Raw genomic sequence first — 4,836 nt, 5'->3', positions numbered from 1 at the left:
ATTCAGTTCATACCGCTTGGCCACCATCATCCGCTCCGCGTCTCAACACGGATACCTATGAATCAGCGATCACTCCCCTTGGGAATCCTGAATGTCGATCCGTCCTAGCGTTGTTTACTGCGTTACCTGCCAGTCGTCATCGCGTCCGCCATTGGCGACGGAGGGGGACTAGATCCAGAAACCAAGCCGAGTTGAACCAGCATTCGGCGGCACCAGCCTCCGTGTACTCGCGGAACGCCATGCCTCGTGAGTTCGCTGTAAACCGCGCGGTGGTGACTCCCGGTGTACGCCGCGACTTCACGGACAAAGGCCATCTCACCGGCCAAGCGGCGCAAGCCATCCCGACAGACCCCCTTGCCAGGGCCATAGCGAACGATTGCGAGCCCAGCGGAATTGACGGCAGCGACAGCCTCCGGGAAGCTCGACCCGAGAACTTCAGCAGCGTCGCGCAGCGCAATATGCGTGACCCCCACGCCGCTGCCGGAATACCATGCGCGACCGCGCTGAAAGGTCGAAACAACTGCAGGGTCGACCATGATCCGCCGGACTGCGAGGTCGCCTTGGGGCAAATAGTAACGGGCGCCATATCGTAGCAGCGCACCGATTGCCGCTCCCCAAGGCTTTTCCCCCGGAAATGCCGCCAAGACCTTTTCGAGGCGATCCGCAGTCGAAGGAGGACTCGCCTGCAACGCGCCCTTGCGGAGCCGATCCACAAGCGCCTCCACAGATTGTTTGACAACCTGATGTCCCCGAAGCGCATGAACGCGAGGATCGTCGACAGCTTCGATGTAGCCAGCCTTAGCGATTTGATCGACCGCGTAGACCGGCACATCCAGTGCGGCGCCGGCTGCCCCAGCCGTCATGCAGTCACGAAGCAAGTTCACTAATTCATCGATGTCTTTCGAGTGATACCGAGCTCTCGTGCGTTGTTCGCTCGGGAGCTTGTCGTACCGGACGACGCCCGCGTCCCTCAGATGTTTGAGCTCACGGGAGCTTATGTTCAGCAGGCGGCTGACCTGCGTGGTTGTATAATAGGGCGCTTCTCCCGTCGCGAACACGTCTGCGGTCCGGCCGTCGAGGGTGCTGAGCGCGATACTAAAGAGTTCCGCACCTTCGGATGTCCGCCCGGTCAACCAGCGCAGGTCGTTCCGCAATGCGTCGTACGCCACGAGGTCATCAGCCATCGCGTCGGTCAGCGCACTGACCTCCGTGCGAATAGAGTGAGGCCAACCCCTGAGCATTCTGGCACCGGCGCAAATAACCTGCGCAACGACGGTGGGTGGTTGCTCGATCAACTTGTGGATCGCGAACCAGCTTCGTTGGCTGGAGAACACGATTCCGGCCCGCAGGAGCGTCGCGAGTAAGGTCGTTCGGGAAAACCTCTGAATGCAGGATGGAAGCGCCTTGATAGCTTCCGCTCCGACATCCTCTTGATGCGACATCAAATTGGCTGCCTGCCGGTAGTCATCCGCCAGCGCGGCCGCTAAGGATGCCGAGCCAGACGGCGCGATCAGCGCTCCGCAATGATCGCAGTTACCGATGCCTCTCGCATAACGCCATTGAAGCGGCCCGCAGCTCGGGCAGGCATCGACGAGAAGTTCCAACGACTCCGGGCAGTATGGCAACAGCCGGTTGAGCCATGCCGCTCGATGATGCGGCTGTTTCATGAGAGAAAGCGGTCCAACCCGGCGGCGACGAAGCTCGATAACCTTTCGGGGTACGACGACGTCTGCAAGCGCAAGCATGTTGCGCGTCATCGGCGTATAGCCGTGTGACGATAGTTGCGCGGCATTCACCTTCATGATTGTAGCCACAGCGTCGAGTACCTGGGGCCTTGCAACCTGAACTTGCCCGGGATCGAAAACGCGAACCCCGCCGTTGGAGAGGACCTGTTTGATCGACCGCACGCGGGAGTCGTGACAAGCGGCTGCCAACGCGCCGCAAAGGCTTTCGTCCGCCGCAGGCTTGTAGGGAAATCGCAACTGACGTGGACGATTAGTCATCCAATCCGCGCTCCCGTGCTGTTCTCGGAACTGGCACCGGGAACAATCGAAAACGGGTCGTGCATGACCCAATTCAACTTCATCGCGAACTGGCGCGTCGCTACGCTGAGATCGTGCCGCTCAACAACGGGTGAGCCCCGCCACAGCGCATGCAAGGTGGCTTCGCAAACTACGCGACACACCCTTCCGATATGGCCGCCGCTAGCGACAGCGAGCTGAGTCCTGATCCCGGGGCCGTCTAAACGTGCGACTGCATCAACGATGCCCGCCTCAGCCATCGACTGGTCAAGTCGTTTGCAGAAGCGCAGGAAATGGACGCGGTCCTCCTCATTATTGCGCACGTCCAAGGGCTTCAGCGTGAGGGGTGTTCCGAGCCGCGAAGCAAACTTCGGATTCTTGTTAAAGAAGACCTCGGAATCCTCATCGCCAACCAGAATGAGTGGTAGAACACCACGGTTGAGGAACGTCTTGAAGCGATCGGTGACCTGCCGCGCGTCAGTGGTCTTCCGATCCAAATGCTGAACCTCGTCGCAGACCAACCCCTCGACCTCAAGCTTCCGACTGAGATGCTGGACGCGCTCTTCCAGTTCGTCGAGCTTGGCTGGGCTATCCCAATGGTCATCACCGAGCTGCAGAAGGATGCGCCGGTAGAAGGCAGATACCGACGTCGTTTTGTCCAGCTCCAACACGACGATTTGGTACGGATTGGGCGGCAGACCCGCGGCTGCACGACGCAATGCCGCGGTCGCGACCAGGTGCTCGATCATGCGGGACTTCCCGGCGTTCGAGTGCTCAGACAACCGCCGTCCATCGATTGGACCACCGAGCAGAGGTTGCATCGACGCGAGGTAGGTGAGCAACTGCTCAACGACGAGTGTCTGCGGTCCGTGCTCAACGTAGTTGGCCTTAAAAAACGGCAAGACCCGCGCCACCCGTTCGGAGCGAGCGCGATGTGCGTAGTCTGGCTTCAGGTCGCCATGAGTCGGAGCTGGTTGATCGCCAAGCGGATCACTAGGTCGACGGCTGGGGGCGCTCACGTTCAGTCCCTCAGCCCGAGCTGATCGTCATCGGCGTCCCAATCGATCCCGCCGTCGAGATCCTCTTCTTCCAGCTGCTCAAGCATGAGCTGGTTGGTCCGGGGTGCAGGCTCCAAGCCGCCCCAATCAAACGGAGATTCTGGCAGCTTGGACTTGGCCCTTGACGACGGTTCCGGCCTGCCTTTCGTTTCCCGCTTCTGCGACGGACCAAGAGGAACGTCCACGCGCTCGGCCCCAGCGACTGCGGTTTCTAACAGCAGGTCGTCGAAGTTAGTCAGGTCCGGGTCGTCCTGAATGTTGCGCGCCTTCGACCTGATCTCGGCCATTTCGAGAATAGAGCTGACCGTCTTTGCAAACCGGAACGGCTGGGTGTGCATGTCGCGCCACGCACGCTTAAGATTATCCCCCCGGTGCCGCGCCTTCTCTTCGCTCGTCTGCGCGCCCGTCGCGCCTGAGGAAGCGCACCTCTGGTGAAATTTATGCTCTGCCCGGCTCAAGAAGGCGGTGTAATCGGGGTCGTCTGACCAGAGCGGTACGAACTGATTGGCGTGTTCGTCGAGAACCTCGATGGAATCCAGGTTCCAATCGTACACCCGGATATGCACGTCGCACTTCGCCGTGCCTTCGAGCCGCTGGCGAAATGCCTGCGACGACAAGTTGTTCGACAGGACCTGCGTAATGCCGTCCCGGTTCCAGCGATACAGAATACCGTCGAAGGTCACGCCGTCCGTGGTCAGGATACCCTGTACTGCCCGTGCCAAGTGCCGCTTGATTTCGCCCGGCGGCGTGAAGCGGATCTTGCCCTCGTGCATAATGTATTCGAGCATGACGTCGTTCGGGGATCGGCCGCCCAAAGCGCTGTGGCCCATGGCGTTCCATTCAAGCCGCAGCTCCTCATTTTTCCGTGCAAAGCTGTCACGCGTGAGCGAGGCCTCCGCCAGGGGATCACGCCGGATGGACCGCCGACGGCTGCGAGCCGACAGCACTGTCCCGGGGAGGCCATCCAGGCGTGCCTTCTTGAAGCCGAAGTAGTTTTCGAGATTGGATTTCTCATCCGGGGCGTACTTCTTCGCCAGCTCCACCCTCCGGATAACGTTGGTTAGATTTCCGATTGCCGAGGGTGGGATAATCGCCTTGTCATTGTCGCCACGAAGCCGGCCAATTCGCCCGAAAAGCAGCTGAGCCATCGGGTTCTGAGCGAGCGTGTGTTCGTCCAACGTCGGAGCCATGAGGGCCCCAAGGATCGCTGCCATCCCCATTTCCGATCGGTACGGGCCAGCGAACGGGATGCTGGGAAAGACGAACAAGGAGAAGGCGTCCATCACTTCGACGGTCTTCATCTTGCTGCTGGGAACTGGAACGTCTGATGAGAAAAGACATACCTGTCTGAACTCCGTGCCGTCGATGTAGACTAGCTCAAACGGGCGATGGACCGGCATGCTTTCTCCGGACGCCACGAAGTGCCGATCGGCTTCATGTCGGCCATATCGATACGCGTAGGTGTCCCGGGATTCTGACTTGTTGATCCGGTTGATCACCGTGGTCTTGCTTGGCGGCTTCGAGCCGATATTAGACGTCTCGACGTCGTTCAGCTGATGCCATGCACTGACCACGAGGGCATGACAGTCCATCTTCCTGATCGACTCATCCGACCAGAACAGCGCTGCACTCTGGTGCACCAGCGTAAGCGTCCGGTGAAGGCGTCGCGTCAGGCGGGACGGTAGTTCCACGGCAGCAGTTCATTGATCTGGCGGGCTGGATGGTCGGCGATGCGGCTGATGGTGTCGGTCAGCCAT

The 4,836-nt window shown here is 60.1% G+C and carries 4 protein-coding genes; all 4 read right to left on the bottom strand.

Annotation, left to right across the window (positions count from 1 at the left end; all coding sequences use genetic code 11):
* Positions 1-122 precede the first annotated feature (122 nt).
* From FFS35_RS19785 to FFS35_RS20595, 4 genes are read right to left on the bottom strand one after another with little or no spacing between them, the layout of a single operon-like run.
* Complete coding sequence (locus FFS35_RS19785) at positions 123-2,003, bottom strand: hypothetical protein (protein WP_137788473.1); 1,881 nt, start codon at positions 2,001-2,003, stop codon at positions 123-125.
* Positions 2,000-3,040, bottom strand: a complete 1,041-nt coding sequence (locus tag FFS35_RS19780; protein ID WP_137788472.1) for a TniB family NTP-binding protein — start codon at positions 3,038-3,040, stop codon at positions 2,000-2,002. The genes FFS35_RS19785 and FFS35_RS19780 overlap by 4 nt, the downstream gene beginning before the upstream one ends.
* Positions 3,041-3,042: 2 nt before the next feature.
* Positions 3,043-4,719, bottom strand: a complete 1,677-nt coding sequence (locus FFS35_RS19775) for a hypothetical protein (protein ID WP_137788471.1) — start codon at positions 4,717-4,719, stop codon at positions 3,043-3,045.
* A gap of 29 nt (positions 4,720-4,748) precedes the next feature.
* The gene (locus tag FFS35_RS20595; protein WP_349290344.1) at positions 4,749-4,832 is read right to left on the bottom strand and encodes a hypothetical protein; all 84 of its coding nucleotides are present in this window, start codon (positions 4,830-4,832) and stop codon (positions 4,749-4,751) included.
* Positions 4,833-4,836 lie beyond the last annotated feature (4 nt).

It is taken from the genome of Sphingomonas sp. 3P27F8 (assembly GCF_005502745.1).
Lineage (GTDB): Bacteria > Pseudomonadota > Alphaproteobacteria > Sphingomonadales > Sphingomonadaceae > Sphingomonas.
Note: the sequence above shows the minus strand (reverse complement) of the source record. Positions and strands in the feature narration are given on the sequence as shown.